Raw genomic sequence first — 17,423 nt, 5'->3', positions numbered from 1 at the left:
GTTTACGCTTTGAGGAATCCACGATGAGTGAGGCTGAAGCCCGCCCGAGTAACTTTATTCGTCAGATCATCGATGAAGATCTGGCCAGTGGTAAGCACACCACTATCCATACCCGTTTTCCGCCGGAGCCAAATGGCTATCTGCACATTGGCCACGCGAAATCCATTTGTCTGAACTTTGGCATTGCGCAAGATTACCAGGGCCAGTGCAACCTGCGTTTTGATGATACGAACCCGGTTAAAGAAGATATCGAGTACGTTGAGTCGATTAAAAACGACGTTGAATGGTTAGGTTTCCACTGGACTGGCGACATTCGCTACTCTTCGGATTACTTCGATCAGCTTCACGCCTATGCGGTAGAGCTTATTAATAAAGGGCTGGCGTACGTTGACGAACTGTCAGCGGACGAAATCCGCGAATACCGTGGCACGCTGACTCAGCCAGGTAAAAACAGCCCGTACCGCGATCGTAGCGTTGAAGAGAACCTGGCGCTGTTCGAAAAAATGCGTACCGGTGGCTTTGAAGAAGGTAAGGCCTGCCTACGTGCGAAAATCGATATGGCTTCGCCGTTTATCGTGATGCGCGATCCAGTGCTGTACCGCATTAAGTTCGCCGAACACCATCAGACCGGCAACAAGTGGTGCATCTACCCGATGTACGACTTTACCCACTGCATCAGCGATGCGCTGGAAGGCATTACGCATTCACTTTGTACGCTGGAGTTCCAGGATAACCGTCGTCTGTACGACTGGGTGCTGGACAACATCACCATTCCGGTTCATCCGCGCCAGTACGAATTCTCGCGCCTGAATCTGGAATACACCGTGATGTCCAAGCGCAAGCTGAACCTGCTGGTGACCGACAAGCACGTTGAAGGCTGGGACGATCCGCGTATGCCGACGATCTCTGGTCTGCGTCGTCGCGGTTACACCGCTGCCGCGATCCGTGAGTTCTGCAAACGCATTGGCGTGACCAAACAGGACAACACCATTGAGATCGCTTCTCTGGAATCCTGCATCCGCGAAGATCTGAACGAAAATGCTCCGCGCGCGATGGCGGTTATCGATCCGGTGAAACTGGTTATCGAAAACTACCCGCAGGGCGAAAGCGAGCTGGTCACTATGCCTAACCATCCGAATAAACCGGAAATGGGCAGCCGTGAAGTACCGTTTAGCGGTGAAATTTGGATCGATCGCGCAGACTTCCGCGAAGAAGCGAACAAACAGTACAAGCGTCTGGTGATGGGTAAAGAAGTACGTCTGCGTAATGCTTACGTGATCAAGGCCGAACGTGTTGAGAAAGATGCAGAAGGGAAGATAACCACCATTTTCTGCACCTACGATGCTGACACCCTGAGCAAAGATCCGGCCGATGGTCGTAAAGTTAAAGGCGTTATTCACTGGGTGAGCGCGTCCCATGCGCTACCGATTGAAATCCGTCTGTACGACCGTCTGTTTAGCGTGCCAAACCCAGGTGCGGCGGAAGACTTCCTGTCCGTTATTAACCCAGAATCGCTGGTCATTAAGCAGGGTTACGGTGAGCCGTCGCTGCAGGCTGCGGTTGCAGGTAAAGCGTTCCAGTTTGAGCGTGAAGGTTACTTCTGCCTGGACAGCCGTTATGCAACGGCTGACAAGCTGGTGTTTAACCGTACCGTTGGTCTGCGTGATACGTGGGCTAAAGCGGGCGAATAAGTCGCAACACATCCTCTCTAAACGCCGCTTCATGCGGCGTTTTTTTTCGCAATAAAACCGTTTGACAGGCTCCGTTTGCGCAGCGAATTAATTACATGTCTGTAATAATAAATCGGCTGAATGTTTTTACGTTTAAATAACTTACCTCAATGTGAAATGGGCTGAAACCGATTTCATCTCTATGGAAAACAAGCGATTTTTTCATTTTATCAACGCTTTTTTATCTCCCAATGAAAATGTAACAGAAAGCAATGAAATATGTGCGGTTGCTCATACTATTACATACTCGTTACAGAAAGAGATTGATAATTCGCGTCGCGAAAAATAGTCTATTCATTGTAGTCACTGAGGTTTTCTTGGCGCTACTTTTTTAATTTTTGTTTTTTCGCTGTCCGCTTATATCGGCAGCATTTTTATGTCAAAGAGGATTAACATATGCGTACGTTTAGTGGCAAACGTAGTACGCTGGCGCTGGCTATCGCCGGTATCACAGCAATGTCGGGTTTTGTTGTCGCTCCGCAGGCACACGCCGAAGGATTTATTGATGACTCAACCTTAACCGGCGGCATCTATTACTGGCAGCGTGAGCGTGACCGTAAAGATGTGACCGATCATGACAAATACAAAACCAACCTTTCTCACTCCACCTGGAACGCTAACCTCGACTTCCAGTCCGGTTATGCGGCCGATATGTTTGGTATTGATATCGCAGCATTTACCGCTATTGAAATGAACGAAAGTAGCGAAAGCGGCCATCCAAACGAAATCGCATTCTCTTCCAAAAATAAAGGCTATGACGAGGATTACTCCGGCGATAAGAGCGGGATTAGCCTTTATAAAGCAGCAGCTAAATTTAAATACGGCCCAACCTGGGCGCGTGCCGGTTACATTCAACCAACCGGGCAGACTCTGCTGGCACCGCACTGGAGCTTTATGCCAGGTACCTATCAGGGGGCTGAAGCCGGTGCCAACTTCGACTATGGTGATGCTGGCGCACTAAGCTTCTCCTATATGTGGGCTAACGAATATAAAGCACCGTGGCACACCGAAGTCGATAAATTCTATCAGGCTGATAAAAAGACCAGCGTTGATTACCTGCATTCAATCGGCGCGAAATATGACTTCAAAAATAACCTGTTGCTGGAAGCGGCATTTGGTCAGTCTGAAGGCTACGTCGATCAGTACTTCGCCAAAGCCAGCTACAAATTCGATTTAGGCGGTAACCCGTTTACTACCAGCTATCAATTCTACGGCGCACGTGACAAAGTTGACGATCGCACCGTGAACGATATTTATGACGGCACGGCCTGGCTGCAGGCGCTGACCTTCGGTTATAAAGTAGCGGAAGTGGTTGACCTGCGTCTGGAAGGCACATGGGTTAAAGCAGATGGGCAGCAAGGCTACTTCCTGCAGCGTATGACCCCGACCTACGCCTCATCAAACGGTCGCCTGGACGTGTGGTGGGATAACCGTTCTGACTTCAACGCCAACGGCGAAAAGGCAGTCTTCTTCGGCGCAATGTATGACCTGAAGAACTGGAACCTGCCGGGCTGGGCAGTGGGCGCGTCCTACGTTTACGCATGGGATGCCAAACCCGCTACCTGGCAGCTCAACCCGGATGCGTACTACGACAAAAACCGCACTATCGAAGAATCTTCTTACAGCCTGGATGCGGTTTACACCCTGCAGGATGGTCGTGCGAAGGGCACTATGTTTAAACTGCACTTCACCCAGTACGACAACCATTCAGATATTCCGAGCTGGGGTGGTGGTTACGGCAACATCTTCCAGGATGAGCGCGACGTGAAATTCATCGTTATTGCTCCGTTCACTATCTTCTAATGCCAATAGCGGCAGGCCGTGCGCCTGCCGCCTCGTTGAGGAACGTGCTATGAAAAAACTGATACTCATCGCCGTTATGGCATCAGGGCTGGTGGCTTGTACGCAATCCCCTGCACCGAAAGAAGACAGCCGTCTGAAAGAAGCCTACAGCGCGTGTATTAATACCGCTCAAGGATCGCCGGAAAAAATAGAAGCCTGCCAAAGCGTGTTGAATGTACTGAAGAAAGAAAAACAGCACCAGCAGTTTGCCAATGAAGAAAGCGTACGCGTGCTGGATTATCAGCAGTGTATCCAGGCCACGCGCACGGGTAACGATCAGGCCGTTAATGCTGATTGTGATAAAGTCTGGCAGGAAATCCGCAGCAAGAATGCCGCGCAGTAATTCAAAAAATGAAAAAGACAACGGGCGGAGAATTTTCCGCCCGTTTGCATTTCAGAGCTTATTTTCCACTGGTTGATAACCCCGACTCAGCCGGACAAACAGCATTGCCGTGGCGGCGAGTCCGCAAAGTGCCGCGCACACAATAAAGAAGGGAATGCGCCAGCCCCATTCCGAGATCTGATCGTGTCCCAGAGTGGCGTTCAGACCGTAACCAATCAGCGCCGCCACCACAATGGCGACCTGTTGACTGGCCGACTGCCAACTGGTGTAGAAGCCTTTATTGCCAGGCGTGGCGATTTCCGAAAGATAAACCGAGACGCCGCCTAACTCTACGCCTGCAGAAAATCCCTGTAATAATCGTCCAAGTAATACCAGCACGGGAGCCAGCAGGCCAATACTGTGATAGCCAGGTACCGGGGCTATCAGCAGGGTACCGCAGCCCATAATCGCCAGCGTCACCATCAGGCCTTTACGACGACCAATTCTGTCGATATAAGCACCCAGCACAATGGTGCCAACGGGTCGCATTAAGAAACCCGAGCCAAAAACGGCGAAAGTTAACATTAGCCCGGCAAATTCACTCTCCGCGGGAAAGAAGGTCTTTGCAATATAGGTGGCGTAAAACCCGAACAGAAAAAAGTCGAACTGTTCGAGAAAATTACCGCTGGTTACCCGCAGTATTGCGCCGAAAGTTCCGGCGCGCGATGGTTGTTGTGTCATTGGGTTTGCTCCACTGTCTTATCATAATATTTATAGAGGTAAGAGTGTGCGGGTTATTTGTCTGTGACCCCCGCCTGTTTGCCGCGCCGTTTCTCAATCGCCCACTTAAGTAAGGCTGCGCAGCGGTAAAATCCATGGGCAAATTTTCCGTAAGGAATGGTCAGAAAGAGCGCCATGACCACGCCGAGGTGAATGGCGAGCAAAATAGCCATCCAGGACGAGTCTCTTCCTGCCAGCAGGGCTAAACCGGTCAGACTGGTCAGCAGCAGCAGTAAAATAAAACCGCGATCCATCTGTTTTTGCCGTGCGTCGCCATGTAGCGGTGAGCGCTTGAGATTGAGCCATAGCAAGCCAGCCGGGCCGACAACCAGGCCAATGCCGCCTAATGTGCCCAACATCACCGGCAAGCTGAAGAACGGATAGGGCGCTTCAATACCTGCGAAATAGTGATAGCCCGTCGCCACCACGGTGGCGGCAAAGCAGAGCAGAAAACCGTAGAAAGTGAAGTGATGAAAACGGCGCCGCATCAGAGTGAAGGCATCATCTGCTTCATTACAACCTTTACCGTGCCCACCATCGAGATACTTTAGCGTCAGCGCATCGTGTGAAGCTTCAGCAATTTCGACGGAACGTGGCATACCGGGAGAGATCTCGCGCCAGAAGCGGATAACGCCCGCCATCAGCAGACCTATCGCCAGAATAAATACCGAACCAAACATCCAGGCCAGCAGGTTATGCGGGAAAATTTGGTAGAAATCTCCGGCCAGCGGTGGATGGAGTAACGAGCCTTTTAACCCCATGGCGAGCAGTAAAAACAGGATCAGACCGAAAACCAGCGCCAGCGTCACGGTGACGCCTGCGCGACGATAAAGCGCGCCAAAGGCCGCGGGTTGCGCGTAGTGCTGATAGGTTTCAAGCCGGACTTCCGCCATCGCCTTCGGCACGTTGATGGCAAACTCATGAGGCGGGGCATACTGACAGGCGTGCAGGCAGGCACCGCAGTTATGGCACAAGTTTGCCAGATAATTGATATCCGCTTTACCGAATTCCAGGCGCTGCGTCATGGCCGGGAACACGGCGCAAAATCCTTCACAATAGCGACAGGCGTTGCAGACCTGCATCACGCGTTCAACTTCTGCTTCCGGTCCGGTGATAATTTGCGCTTCGATAATCAGTTTCTCAAGCTGCCTCATGACAAGTCTCCTTACGTGCGGCCAGCGCGGCTTCTTTTCCGGCAATACGGCCGAAGGTTGTGCCGATTGACATGCCCACGCCTGCGGTGTAGCCCTTGCCCAGCACGTTGCCCGCCATCAACTCTCCGGCGACGAACAGGTTGCGGCTTGGCTGCCCGGCAAAGTGTACGGCAGCGCGTTCATTCACTTTTAACCCGAGATAGGTGAAGGTGATCCCTGGCCGCAGGGCATAGCCGTAGTAAGGCGGCTGGTCCAGTGGTCGCGCCCAGTGTGTCTTCGCGGGGGTTAACGCTTTTGTCGTGCAGTTATCCAGAATGGTATGGTTGAACTGGCCGGGCTGGCAGGCGTTGTTGTACTCCGTCACGGTGTGGGTAAAGTGTTCGCCATTCAGCCCCAACTGATGAGCCAGCTCCGCCAGCGTATTGGCTTGTGCGCCATGAAAGACCGGAGGCATGAAGTGGCCGATGGCTTTACTGTCGATAATGGAGTAGCCAATCTGCCCTGGCTGTTGGGCGACCAGACGTCCCCAGATTGCGTAGCGTTTGGGCCAGAAATCTTCGCCTTCATCATAAAAACGCTCAGCTTCACGGTTGACGACTATGCCGAGCGAAACGCAGTCCACGCGGGTACAAATCCCGCCGTCATATAATGGCGCTCTGGCGTCAATGGCTACGCAGTGTGACTGGGAGGGTTCGCCGATGATGTCGGCTCCGGCATCCATCATAAATTTGAGCAGTACGCCCTGGTTAAAGCGCGTGCCGCGAATCAGAAAGTTATCTGCAGGCCATTCGCCGCGCTCGTTCTCTCCCCACGCTTCTCGCAGCCATTCGCGGTTTGACTCAAACCCACCAGCGGCAAGCACGCAGGATTTCGCTGTAATACGCTCTTCGCCTGCCAGCGCCGCCACGAACTCGCCGTTGTGCAGTTCAAGCGCCTGCACCGGGGTGTTATAGCGGATTTGTACGCCTAACTTTTCTGCGCTGCGATAATAGGCATTCACTAGGGCTTTCCCGCCGCCCATAAAAAAGGCGTTGGTTCGCGCCACGTGTAGAGCGCCAGAGAGAGGAGGTTGAAAATTCACGCCGTGTCGGCGCATCCAGTCGCGACACTGTGAAGAGGTGCGGATCACCAGACGTGCCAGGGCTTCGTTGGTATTTCCTTCCGTGACGCGCTGCAGATCTTGCCAATACTCCTCTTCCGGATAGCTTTCCACCAGCACATCCTGCGGCGCATCATGCATACAGCGCAGGTTACGCGTGTGTTGGGAATTTCCCCCACGCCATTCCCGGGGAGCCGCTTCGAGTAGTAAAACGGAAGCGCCTTGCTCCCGGGCGGTAAGGGCAGCGCACAAGGCAGCATTGCCACCGCCAATCACCAGAACATCAACCATCGTATACTCCATTACCATTTAACTAGTTGTTAAATTTGTAATTAAAATGTATACGAACGGCTTGTGCGGGCGCTATGGCGTAGTGCTAAAGAGGGCTTTAGTTATTGTAAAGAATGGCACCTGGCCAGCTTCCTGCTTCCACCAGTTGATGCATCACTTTCGTCAGCACCACGCGGGCTGCGAGGCCCGCCGGGGTGAGCTCATCGTCAGAGAGGCTCACCAGAAAGTTGGGGCGGCTAAGTATCGGATTATGGACGCCGATCACTCTTAGCGTCTCTTTATCGAGATGGGAAATCGCCGCTCCGGGTTGAAGAGTGGCGCCAATGCCACTGCGCACGGCGCGCATCAGCAGCGCCAGACCATCAATTTCTGTAGCGATCTCAATGCGTAGCGCGTGTTCCTGGCAAATCGCTTCCAGCCTGCCGCGCAGACCGTGGCCTGGGCTTGGCATTATCAATGGAATACGTGCCAATTCGGCTGGAGAAATATTGTCATCGGTAATATCAGCCAGTAGGGCATGGGTCCCAATCAAAAACAGCCGTTCTTCGAGAACCGGTCTGGCACTCCAGCGCAGGATCTTTTCTTTTTGAAACACCACAGCCAGATCAATCTGGCGGGTATTAATCATCCGTTCCAGATTACCAGAGAGACTTTCCACCACATGCAGGCGAACATCGCTATAGCTTTCCCGCATGGCGTGAATAAAAGGCATACCGAGAACTGAAGCGGTACTGGGAGCCATGCCGACGCTGACGTGCCCGGAAAGCCGGGATTCACGCGCGGCGAGGATTGCATCGTCTGCGTGACGGAGCGCCAGCTGCGCCTGGGAGTAAAAAGCCAGTCCGGCGCTGGTGGGTGTCACGCCTCGCGAAGTGCGCTGCAGCAGGCGAATAGCGAGTTCGTTTTCCAGACGCGACATTTGCTGGCTGAGTGCCGAAACCCCGATATTGAGATCGAGCGCCGCGCTACCCATGCTGCCGGTTTCTACAATGCGCACAAAATAGCGTAGCTGGCGAAGTTCCATTTCGACTCTCCGGAAGGGGGCAATTGATTTTTACATTAAAGCAACACAGGAGCGGAGGGAAGGGGAAAAGGGCAGGTAACGCCCATAAAAAAAGCCAACCGGATGGTTGGCTTTTCAGAAAGCATTACATTATTTGCCGTCGTGGGCGTGCTCATCTTCGCGGCAATCGCCTTCGGCACAGTGGCCGTAAAGATAGAGGCTATGGTTAGTTAAGCGAATGCCATGTTTAGCCGCAATCTCACGTTGGCGGGCTTCGATGGAATCATCGCTGAACTCGACCACTTTGCCGCAGTCAAGGCAGATGAGGTGATCGTGATGATGCTGCTGAGTCAATTCGAAGACGGATTTACCACCTTCAAAATTATGGCGGGTCACGATACCGGCATCATCAAACTGGTTCAGCACGCGATACACGGTCGCCAGACCAATTTCTTCACCCATATCGATCAGGCGTTTGTATAAGTCTTCCGCACTGACGTGATGGTTATCCGGTTCCTGAAGAACTTCCAGAATTTTTAAACGAGGAAGCGTTACTTTCAGGCCAGCCTTCTTTAATGCGGTATTGTTGTCAGTCATGCGGAATCTGTCCTGTAGCTAAACGATTCACTTCATTAACAGAAGTGACAGAAATTGCACTTGAGATAATGCGATTCATTATAGAACTGCCATGGCTAAATGAAAACTGCAAGTCTCTGGCATATATTGTTAATCAAAACGTGGTATCGCCGACAAACACACTGTGCAACACCCGATTGGCATCCAGCCATTGTACAGGGTCAGACGAAAAAGTTACAAATTTGTAGCAATTATTTTGATTGGTTTTATCTATTGATGCGGCGCAGATGGAAATCTGCGCCACACGAAATCAGGCATTAATGATTTCGTCGAGGTGCAGCTCTTCAGAGATCTGTTTAACCCATTTCTCTACGCGTTCTGCGGTCAGTTCAGGTTGGCGATCTTCATCGATAGCCAGACCGACAAAGTGGTCGTCGTCAGCCAGACCTTTGGACGCTTCAAAGTGATAACCCGCCGTTGGCCAGTGACCAACGATGGTTGCGCCGCGCGGTTCGATGATGTCGCGAATGGTCCCTAACGCATCGCAGAAATATTCTGCGTAATCTTCCTGGTCGCCACAGCCGAACAATGCAACCAGTTTACCGTTAAAATCAATGTCTTCCAGGGTAGGGAAGAAGTCGTCCCAGTCGCACTGCGCTTCACCGTAGTACCAGGTTGGGATGCCGAGCAGCAGAATGTCATACCCTTCGAGGTCTTCTTTGCTGCTTTTTGCAATGTCATGAACATCGGCAACGTCTTTACCAAGCTGTTTTTGAATCATTTTTGCGATGTTTTCGGTATTACCGGTGTCGCTGCCGAAAAAGATGCCAGTGATTGCCATGAGTAAAATAACCTCTTGAAACTTATTGAAATGGTGGTGGCGCATTGCCCACGGATAAGGGCAATCATAGCAGAACAGTCAGGCATGCGGAAACAGCAAACACGCAGGACTGCACTCTGTGCTACACGATTTATGATTTAGAGCAGAAATTCAGACTATGCCTGACCGCGCAATGCGCTGAGTTGGTTCATCAGCATCTCTTCGATGAGTTCACTGCGACTCATGTTGCGTGCCTCAGCCAGCTCGTTCAGAGCGTCAACGGCATCAGCGTTCAGTTTCAGTTCGACACGCTTAAGCCCGCGAACTTTGTCACGCTTAAGCTGATTACGTTTATTAATACGTAACTGTTCATCACGCGAGAGCGGATTAGTTTTGGGTCGTCCCGGGCGACGCTCCTGCGCGAACAGATCTAATGTCGTACGGTCCGTTTGTTCTTTGGCCATGATCTTGGTGACTTCGGGGAAACAATCAGCCAGGCGTCTGCCCGGATGGATAGCGCGCCATAATACATCAGCAGGGGATACACGCCAACGCCCGCGCGCGTAATCGCGCGCAGACGCTGAGTTTTTAATCAGTTAGCCTGCTCGCTCAGATAACGACGGATGGCGCGCAGCACCGCCTCCGGTTTTTCGGCATGCACCCAATGCCCGGCGCCTGCTATAACGTGCGCACGAGCTTGTGGGAATTGCGCCAGTAGTTGTTCGCGATACGCTTCGGTAACATACGGTGAGTTGCCGCCTGGGATAAACAGCGCCGGGTGCTCCCACGCAGGAATGGTTTCCCAACCGACGATATGCGGATATTGATCCCACAATACGGGAACGTTAAAGCGCCACTCGCCGTCAACAAAGGATTTCAGCAGAAACTGGATAACACCTTCCTCTTGCAGGTGCTGGCGCATGACGCTTGCCGCCTGCTGGCGTGAGGACGCTTGTGCATCGGTTACGGCATTGATTGCCGCAAAAATCTCATCGTGGCGGCGAACATGGTAGTCAACGGGAGCAATGTCGATGGCGACCAGCCGTTCGACGCGTTCCGGAGCCAGAGCAGTCAGCGCCATGACGGCTTTTCCGCCCATCGAGTGGCCAATAAAGATCGCTTTTTCGATCTGCCGATCGTCCAGCGTATCCAGCAGATCTTGCGCCATGGCCGGATAATTCATCTCAGGTGAACGAGGGGAGAGGCCATGGTTTCGCATATCGACCTGGATGATGTCGTGGTCGGCTACTAGATCGCGTGCCAGGATCCCCAGGTTATCCAGGCTGCCAAACAAGCCGTGAACCAGGACGATGGGAGAATTATTGTGCAGGTTTTGCGCAGATTGCGCTCGGATATTCAATTTCATGGCAAAGTTCTTTTTTTCACACTCACGGGTTAGGGTATCATGTTGACCATTCTGCCACATGGCTGCAACAACTACGGTTACTCTGAGTTTTGCTGGCCACCAGGCTTGACGCTATCCGCTGTTGGGATTTGCCTTTACACTACGTGTGTTTACCCCGACAACTTGTATTCAGCTAAACACTGCACTGGATTAAGATGAAAACGATTGAAGTTGATGATGAACTCTATAGCTATATTGCCAGCCACACCAAGCATATTGGCGAGAGCGCATCCGACATTTTACGGCGTATGTTGAAATTTTCCGCCGCATCACAGCCTGTCACTCCGATAGTCAAAGAAGTCCGCGCTGTGCAACCTGTCGTGGAAGCCAAGCCGGTTAACCCCGTAAAAGATAAAGTGCGCGCGATGCGTGAACTGCTGCTGTCCGACGAATACGCGGAACAGAAGAAAGCAGTAAATCGCTTTATGCTGGTGCTGTCTACACTCTATTCACTGGATCAAAACGCGTTCGCCGAAGCAACGGAATCGTTGCATGGTCGTACGCGTGTTTATTTTGCAGCTGATGAACAGACGCTGCTGAAAAATGGTAATCAAACCAAACCGAAGCACGTGCAAGGCACGCCGTACTGGGTGATCACCAATACCAATACCGGCCGTAAATGCAGCATGGTTGAACACATCATGCAGTCAATGCAATTCCCTGCGGAATTGATTGAAAAGGTTTGCGGAACAATTTAATCCTTGCATTAGAAGGACCAGGCAATGGCAATCCACAATCGTGCAGGTCAACCTGCGCAACAGAGTGATTTGATTAACGTCGCCCAACTGACGGCACAGTACTATGTACTGAAACCAACGGCAGGGAACGCTGAGCACGCTGTTAAGTTCGGTACGTCCGGACATCGCGGCAGTGCAGGTCGTCATAGTTTTAACGAGCCGCATATTCTGGCTATCGCCCAGGCGATTGCTGAAGAACGTGCGAAAAACGGGATTACTGGCCCGTGCTATGTGGGCAAGGATACCCACGCGCTGTCTGAACCGGCTTTTATCTCTGTACTGGAAGTGCTGGCGGCGAACGGTGTTGACGTCATCGTGCAGGAAAATAACGGCTTTACGCCAACCCCTGCTGTATCGAACGCTATCCTGGTCCACAACAAAAAAGGCGGCCCGCTGGCTGACGGCATTGTGATCACGCCGTCCCACAACCCGCCGGAAGATGGCGGCATTAAATACAACCCGCCAAACGGTGGTCCGGCAGACACCAATGTCACCAAAGTGGTGGAAGACAGAGCCAACGCGCTGCTGGCGGCCGGTCTGCAAGGCGTGAAGCGTATGTCGCTGGACGCTGCGCTGGCATCTGGTCATGTGAAAGAGCAGGATCTGGTTCAGCCGTTTGTTGAAGGACTGGCTGACATCGTAGACATGGCGGCGATCCAGAAAGCGGGTCTGACGCTGGGTGTCGATCCGCTGGGCGGTTCCGGTATCGAATACTGGAAGCGTATTGCTAAGCACTACAACCTGAACCTGACTATCGTTAACGATCACGTTGATCAGACTTTCCGCTTTATGCATCTCGACAAAGATGGCGCAATCCGCATGGACTGCTCCTCCGAGTGTGCGATGGCGGGGCTGCTGGCGCTGCGCGACAAGTTCGATCTGGCCTTTGCCAATGACCCAGACTACGACCGTCACGGTATCGTCACCCCGGCAGGGCTGATGAATCCGAACCACTATCTGGCGGTGGCGATCAACTACCTGTTCCAGCATCGTCCGCAGTGGGGCAAAGATGTTGCCGTCGGTAAGACGCTGGTGTCATCGGCGATGATTGACCGAGTGGTCAACGATCTGGGCCGCAAGCTGGTGGAAGTGCCGGTGGGCTTTAAATGGTTTGTTGACGGTCTGTTTGACGGCAGTTTTGGCTTTGGTGGGGAAGAGAGCGCGGGGGCATCTTTCCTGCGTTTCGACGGTACACCGTGGTCAACCGACAAAGACGGCATCATCATGTGCCTACTGGCGGCAGAAATTACCGCAGTGACCGGTAAGAACCCGCAGGAGCACTACAACGAACTGGCTGCTCGCTTTGGCGCACCGAGCTACAACCGCCTGCAGGCAAGCGCGACCTCCGCGCAGAAAGCGGCGCTGTCTAAGCTGTCTCCGGAAATGGTGAGCGCCAGTACGCTGGCGGGCGACCCGATCACCGCGCGTCTGACGGCTGCACCGGGCAACGGCGCTTCTATCGGCGGTCTGAAAGTGATGACTGACAACGGCTGGTTTGCCGCGCGTCCTTCTGGTACGGAAGACGCTTACAAGATCTACTGCGAAAGCTTCCTCGGTGAAGAACATCGCAAGCAGATCGAAAAAGAAGCGGTTGAGATCGTCAGCGAAGTGCTGAAGAACGCGTAAACCGTAGGCCGGATAAGACGCTAGCGTCGCTATTCGGCATGAATAATGAAAAAGCCGGACAGCAAATACGCTGGTCCGGCTTTTTATATTCAACTTAACGTCATGGCATGAACCGATAACCAATCCCGGTTTCGGTCAGAAAATGACGCGGACGTGCCGGGTCCAGTTCCAGTTTCTGGCGCAGGTGTCCCATGTAAATTCGCAGATAGTGGCTGTGTTCGACGGCGTTTGGTCCCCAAACCTGATTGAGCAACTGGCGCTGCGTCAGTACCTTTCCGGCATTATTCAGCAGTACCGCTAGCAGGCGAAACTCAATCGGCGTCAAATGAATCTCTTCATCACCACGATGTACTAGCCGGGCGGCGATATCTACTTTTACGTTGGAAAAATGCACCACCGGCTCGGGAGACGTGCCGCTGGCGTGGCGACGCAATGCCACGCGCAATCGCGCCTGTAGCTCGCCAATACCAAAGGGTTTACTGAGATAGTCATCGGCACCGGCATCCAGGGCGGCAATTTTATCACTTTCTTCGCTGCGGGCTGAGAGCACAATTACCGGTATTGCGCTCCATTGTCGCAGGTCACGAATAAAATCAATGCCGTCACCGTCCGGCAGACCGAGATCGAGAATGATGAGATCGGGTTTTCGCGTGGCGGCTTCCAGCAGACCACGTTGCAGCGTTTCCGCTTCATATACACGCAGACCATCGGCTTCCAGCGCGGTGCGCAGAAAGCGACGGATAGCCTGTTCATCTTCAACAATCAGTACGTTCGTCACATATCCTCATGAAAATCTTCAAGTTCAGGGGGGATTTCCTGGGGCAGTGTAACACGGAAACATGCTCCTCCCTGCGCGCGATTGTGGACGGAAATTGTACCGCCGTGCACGTCCACAATGGCCTGGCAGATTGCCAGCCCCAGCCCAACGCCCGGTACAGATGACTCTTTGTTTCCCCGGGAGAACTTGTCAAAAACTCGTTGCTCCATTCCCGATGGAATGCCAGGGCCATTATCCCAGACGTCCAGTTGCAGATGCTCACCATCGACGCTGGCATCAATACCGATTTGCGCCGCTGGACCTGCGTATTTAACAGCGTTTTCCAGCAGGTTAATCAGCACCCGTTCAAATAGCGGGCCATCGACGTGGATCAGCGTCAACGGCGCGGGTAGCGACAAATTAATAGGAGCAGAGAGTCCTGGCTCCAGCATCTGCAGGGCACTGCCGACCACCTCTTCCAGCGTTAACCACTCTTTCTTAAGATTAAAGCCGCCAGACTGAATTCGCGCCATATCCAGCAGGTTATTAACCAGTCGGGTCGTATTCAGGACGTGCTGGCGAATTTCGCTGGCCTGACGCGCGTGCGGCGATCCTTCGCTTGCCAGATCCAGCGTTAAGATCTCTGCCTGACCAAACAATACCGTCAGCGGTGTGCGTAAATCGTGGGAAAGGGCGGCGAGCAGGGCATTGCGAATGCTTTCACGCTCGCTGGCAAACCGGGCCTGCTCTTCGCTGGCGGTCAGCGTCAAACGCTCCAGCGCACTGGCGACCAGTAAAGTGAAAGTTTCCAGCAGGCGTTGCTGTTCGGGGATCATCAACTGGCGTAAATTTCCTGGTTCCACAACCAGCAGCCCATGCGTTTTGTCGGCGCTTTTTAACGGTAAAATTTGATACGGCACACCGGGTAAGGTGTCAGTGCCTGCGCCGGCCGGTTGCCCTTTATCAAAGCTCCACTGGGCAATGGCGTCATCCCACGGCGTCATGCCCTGTTGATGAGTGAGAGGGGCCAGCTTACCGTTCTCACCGGGCAGTAAAACCTGGCTGCGGGCCTGGAACGTTGAGGCAATAAACTGTTCGCTGGTGGCGGCGATATCCTGCTGGCTCCGTCCGACGGCCAGCGCTTTCGACATCTCATATAAATGACGCGTACGCTGTTCACGATAACGCGCTACCCGTGCCTGATAACGCACTCCGGCGGTGAGATTACCGATAACCAGCCCTACCGTTAACATCACGGCAAAGGTAAGCAGGTACTGGACGTCGGAAACGGCCAGCGTACCGCGTGGGGCAATAAAGAAGAGATCGAAGCTGGCAACGTTAATAAAGGTTGCCAGCACTGACGGCCAGCGTCCGTAAAAGAGGGCGATAACCACCACACCCAATAAATAGACCATCACCAGGTTGGCGGCGTCAAAGGCCATCAACCACTGCATGGCAATCAACGTAATGATGGCGCACAGCGCGACGGCAACCACGCAACCCTGAATTTGAACCCGCCACTTATCCTTAAAGGTGCGGCTATCTGCAGTTTGCAGCACAGGGCGCGAAGGTGGTTCGTCGAGCGCAACAATCATCAGGTCGAGATCCGGTGCGCGATGGGCCAGTTTGTCAGCAAAGGAATCACTGCGCCACCAGCGTCGCGTAGTCGGACGTCCGAGGACAATTTTTCCCAGATTATGCTCACGGGCGTAGCGGATTACTGCTTTATCTTCAGCGGGATCGGAAAGGGTGGCGGTTTCTGCACCCAGCTCTTGGGCTAATCGCAGGGCGCTTAAAATTGCGCGGCGCTGTTTTTCGGGCAGTCGGTGCAGCGCTGGCGTTTCGACATACACTGCATGCCATACGCTGCCGAGGCGCGCTGCCAGACGCGCGGCGGCACGCACGAGCTTTTCGCTGCCGGTGTTGTGTCCAATACACAGCAATATGGCGTCGCGGGTATGCCAGACTTTCTCCTCTCCCGGACGTCCACGCCAGGCACGCATCTGATCGTCAACCCGATCGGCCGTGCGGCGCAGGGCCAGCTCACGTAGCGCGATCAAGTTACCTTTGCGAAAGAAATGCTCGATGGCTCTTTCCGCCTGACCGGCGATATAGACCTTGCCTTCGTTCAGGCGCTGGCGCAAATCGTCGGGGGGAAGATCGACCAGCACCACATCGTCAGCAGCATCGAAAAAAGGATCGGGGACGGTTTCGCGAACCTGAATGCCGGTGACGCCGCTGACCACATCATTGAGGCTCTCCAGATGCTGCACGTTGACGGTAGTAAAAACGTCAATACCGGCTTCCAGCAGCTCTTCAATATCTTGCCAGCGTTTAGGGTGGCGTGAGCCTGGCGCATTACTGTGCGCCAGTTCATCCATCAAAATGAGTGCCGGACGGCGGGCCAGCGCCGCGTCGAGATCGAACTCGCTGATATGACGACCATGGCGCGCCTGTCGCTTTAGCGGCAGAATGCTGAGACCGTCCAGCAGCGCGGCGGTCTCTTTGCGTCCGTGGGTTTCCACCACGCCAATCAGCACATCTAATCCCTGCGCCCTTAGCCGCTGGGCCTCTGCCAGCATGGCCCAGGTTTTACCGACGCCTGCACACGCGCCGAAGAAAATTTTCAGTTTTCCCCGGTGCGGAGCGGTGGTCTGCTCCAGCAGGCGATCGGGGTCGGGGCGTAAGGGTTCGTTATGCATGTCCTTTTTCTCAGTGCTTATCCAGCGCTAAATTAAGTTCTACCAGGTTCACCACCGGTTGGCCGATAAAACTGACCAACGGCTTTTGCGTGTATTGTGCAACCAGGCGTGTGACCTCTTCAACGCTGAGGTTGCGAGCCTGCGCCACGCGGGGGATTTGCCAGACCACCGCAGCTGGCGTCAGGTTGTTATCCAGCCCGCTGGCGGAAGCTGTTACCAGCTCTACCGGAACGGCAGGATTTGCCTGCGGGTTAGCGGCACGCAGCGCGGCAATCCGGCTTTGCAGCTGTTTATCCAGTTCCGGGTTGCTGGCTGCCAGATTACTGCCGCCTGAAGCCATTGGATTATAGGGCATTTCCGATGTGGCTGAGGGGCGTCCCTGAAAATAACCGGCAGCGGTAAACTGTTGCCCAATGAGCTCGGAGCCGCGAACAATCTGACCTTCGCGGAGAAGCGAACCGTTAGCCTGGTGGGGAAACCACCATTGCCCCAGCGCAGTGGTCAGCAGCGGGTATGCCCCGCCGGTGATAAGCATCAGGAAAATCAATGTTGATAATGCAGGACGTAATCCACTCATCA

General features: G+C 53.5%; 16 protein-coding genes and 1 pseudogene. 5 read left to right on the top strand and 12 right to left on the bottom strand.

Annotation, left to right across the window (positions count from 1 at the left end):
* Nucleotides 1-23: 23 nt before the first annotated feature.
* The 3 genes from glnS (at nucleotide 24) to chiQ (ending at nucleotide 3,915) form a co-directional block, all read left to right on the top strand.
* Nucleotides 24-1,691 carry a glutamine--tRNA ligase gene (gene glnS, locus SK33_RS16430; RefSeq protein ID WP_003022809.1) on the top strand — a complete coding sequence of 556 codons (1,668 nt, stop codon included), beginning with the start codon at nucleotides 24-26 and terminating at the stop codon, nucleotides 1,689-1,691.
* A gap of 435 nt (nucleotides 1,692-2,126) precedes the next feature.
* Nucleotides 2,127-3,533 carry a chitoporin ChiP gene (gene chiP / locus SK33_RS16425; protein WP_003022813.1) on the top strand — a complete coding sequence of 469 codons (1,407 nt, stop codon included), beginning with the start codon at nucleotides 2,127-2,129 and terminating at the stop codon, nucleotides 3,531-3,533.
* A 49-nt stretch (nucleotides 3,534-3,582) separates the two neighbouring features.
* A complete protein-coding gene (gene chiQ / locus SK33_RS16420; RefSeq protein ID WP_003022817.1) occupies nucleotides 3,583-3,915 on the top strand; it encodes a ChiQ/YbfN family lipoprotein in 333 nt (110 codons plus the stop codon).
* A 54-nt stretch (nucleotides 3,916-3,969) separates the two neighbouring features.
* On the opposite strand, the pseudogene SK33_RS16415 reads toward chiQ, so the two are convergent.
* The 9 genes and pseudogenes from SK33_RS16415 to ybfF all read right to left on the bottom strand — a co-directional run.
* A pseudogene (locus tag SK33_RS16415) lies at nucleotides 3,970-4,635 on the bottom strand (MFS transporter); the annotation flags it as partial.
* A 53-nt stretch (nucleotides 4,636-4,688) separates the two neighbouring features.
* Nucleotides 4,689-5,828 carry a tricarballylate utilization 4Fe-4S protein TcuB gene (gene tcuB / locus SK33_RS16410; protein ID WP_048219321.1) on the bottom strand — a complete coding sequence of 380 codons (1,140 nt, stop codon included), beginning with the start codon at nucleotides 5,826-5,828 and terminating at the stop codon, nucleotides 4,689-4,691.
* Entirely contained in the window at nucleotides 5,815-7,218 is a 1,404-nt protein-coding gene (gene tcuA, locus SK33_RS16405; protein WP_048219319.1) for an FAD-dependent tricarballylate dehydrogenase TcuA, read from the bottom strand. Before tcuA ends, tcuB begins: the two co-directional genes overlap by 14 nt.
* A 97-nt stretch (nucleotides 7,219-7,315) precedes the next feature.
* Entirely contained in the window at nucleotides 7,316-8,242 is a 927-nt protein-coding gene (gene tcuR / locus SK33_RS16400; RefSeq protein WP_003022829.1) for a tricarballylate utilization LysR family transcriptional regulator TcuR, read from the bottom strand.
* A 129-nt stretch (nucleotides 8,243-8,371) separates the two neighbouring features.
* Nucleotides 8,372-8,818, bottom strand: coding sequence for a ferric iron uptake transcriptional regulator (gene fur, locus SK33_RS16395; RefSeq protein ID WP_003022836.1), 447 nt, complete (start codon nucleotides 8,816-8,818; stop codon nucleotides 8,372-8,374).
* A complete protein-coding gene (locus SK33_RS16390) occupies nucleotides 8,811-8,897 on the bottom strand; it encodes a ryhB-regulated fur leader peptide (protein WP_049259739.1) in 87 nt (28 codons plus the stop codon). The genes fur and SK33_RS16390 overlap by 8 nt, the downstream gene beginning before the upstream one ends.
* A gap of 210 nt (nucleotides 8,898-9,107) precedes the next feature.
* Nucleotides 9,108-9,638 (bottom strand): flavodoxin FldA, encoded by a 531-nt coding sequence (fldA, locus tag SK33_RS16385; protein WP_003022839.1) that lies wholly within the window; start codon nucleotides 9,636-9,638, stop codon nucleotides 9,108-9,110.
* A 155-nt stretch (nucleotides 9,639-9,793) separates the two neighbouring features.
* A complete protein-coding gene (gene ybfE / locus SK33_RS16380; RefSeq protein WP_003022842.1) occupies nucleotides 9,794-10,081 on the bottom strand; it encodes a LexA regulated protein in 288 nt (95 codons plus the stop codon).
* A 128-nt stretch (nucleotides 10,082-10,209) separates the two neighbouring features.
* Complete coding sequence (ybfF, locus tag SK33_RS16375) at nucleotides 10,210-10,983, bottom strand: esterase (protein WP_003022844.1); 774 nt, start codon at nucleotides 10,981-10,983, stop codon at nucleotides 10,210-10,212.
* A 194-nt stretch (nucleotides 10,984-11,177) separates the two neighbouring features.
* Here ybfF and seqA point away from each other — a divergent pair, with 194 nt between their 5' ends.
* Together seqA and pgm are read left to right on the top strand one after the other, a co-directional pair.
* The gene (gene seqA / locus SK33_RS16370; RefSeq protein WP_032948828.1) at nucleotides 11,178-11,720 is read left to right on the top strand and encodes a replication initiation negative regulator SeqA; all 543 of its coding nucleotides are present in this window, start codon (nucleotides 11,178-11,180) and stop codon (nucleotides 11,718-11,720) included.
* Nucleotides 11,721-11,744: 24 nt separating this feature from the next.
* Nucleotides 11,745-13,385 carry a phosphoglucomutase (alpha-D-glucose-1,6-bisphosphate-dependent) gene (gene pgm, locus SK33_RS16365; RefSeq protein ID WP_003022854.1) on the top strand — a complete coding sequence of 547 codons (1,641 nt, stop codon included), beginning with the start codon at nucleotides 11,745-11,747 and terminating at the stop codon, nucleotides 13,383-13,385.
* Nucleotides 13,386-13,485: 100 nt separating this feature from the next.
* On the opposite strand, the gene kdpE is transcribed toward pgm, so the two are convergent.
* From kdpE to kdpC, 3 genes are read right to left on the bottom strand one after another with little or no spacing between them, the layout of a single operon-like run.
* Entirely contained in the window at nucleotides 13,486-14,163 is a 678-nt protein-coding gene (gene kdpE, locus SK33_RS16360; protein ID WP_003022856.1) for a two-component system response regulator KdpE, read from the bottom strand.
* The gene (gene kdpD / locus SK33_RS16355; protein ID WP_016149791.1) at nucleotides 14,160-16,844 is read right to left on the bottom strand and encodes a two-component system sensor histidine kinase KdpD; all 2,685 of its coding nucleotides are present in this window, start codon (nucleotides 16,842-16,844) and stop codon (nucleotides 14,160-14,162) included. The genes kdpE and kdpD overlap by 4 nt, the downstream gene beginning before the upstream one ends.
* Before the next feature lie 10 nt (nucleotides 16,845-16,854).
* A complete protein-coding gene (gene kdpC / locus SK33_RS16350) occupies nucleotides 16,855-17,421 on the bottom strand; it encodes a potassium-transporting ATPase subunit KdpC (RefSeq protein WP_048219317.1) in 567 nt (188 codons plus the stop codon).
* Nucleotides 17,422-17,423 lie beyond the last annotated feature (2 nt).

It is taken from the genome of Citrobacter sp. MGH103 (genome assembly GCF_001034475.2).
Taxonomy (GTDB): domain Bacteria; phylum Pseudomonadota; class Gammaproteobacteria; order Enterobacterales; family Enterobacteriaceae; genus Citrobacter; species Citrobacter freundii.
The sequence above is the reverse complement of the archived record's forward strand: the minus strand, read 5'-3'. Positions and strand labels throughout refer to the sequence as shown.